The following is a 205-nucleotide window of genomic DNA, read 5'->3' as shown; positions in this document are numbered from 1 at the left end:
CCTGGCCGGGGCGGACCGCGAGGTCCACACCGTGCAGGGCACGCACATTGCCGTACGCCTTGCCGGTGCCCCGCAGGTGAACGAGGGGATGGTCGCTCGTCATCGAGGTCACCTCCGGGTCGCGGTGCGCTGCACCCACAAGTTGATGAGGACGGCGCCCAGGAGCATCACGCCCAGGAACGCCTTGAACCAGTCGGGGTTCCAG

The 205-nt window shown here is 68.8% G+C and carries 1 protein-coding gene and 1 pseudogene; both read right to left on the bottom strand.

The window, feature by feature from the left end:
• Positions 1–139: pseudogene (locus OC490_RS49270) on the bottom strand (sugar ABC transporter ATP-binding protein); the annotation flags it as partial.
• On the bottom strand, positions 109–205 hold a 97-nt coding region (locus tag OC490_RS49265; protein WP_262064585.1), incomplete at its 5' end, for a sugar ABC transporter permease. The pseudogene OC490_RS49270 and the gene OC490_RS49265, both read right to left, overlap by 31 nt.

This window comes from Streptomyces sp. STR69 (assembly GCF_024519455.1).
Lineage (GTDB): Bacteria > Actinomycetota > Actinomycetes > Streptomycetales > Streptomycetaceae > Streptomyces.
The sequence above is the reverse complement of the archived record's forward strand: the minus strand, read 5'-3'. Positions and strand labels throughout refer to the sequence as shown.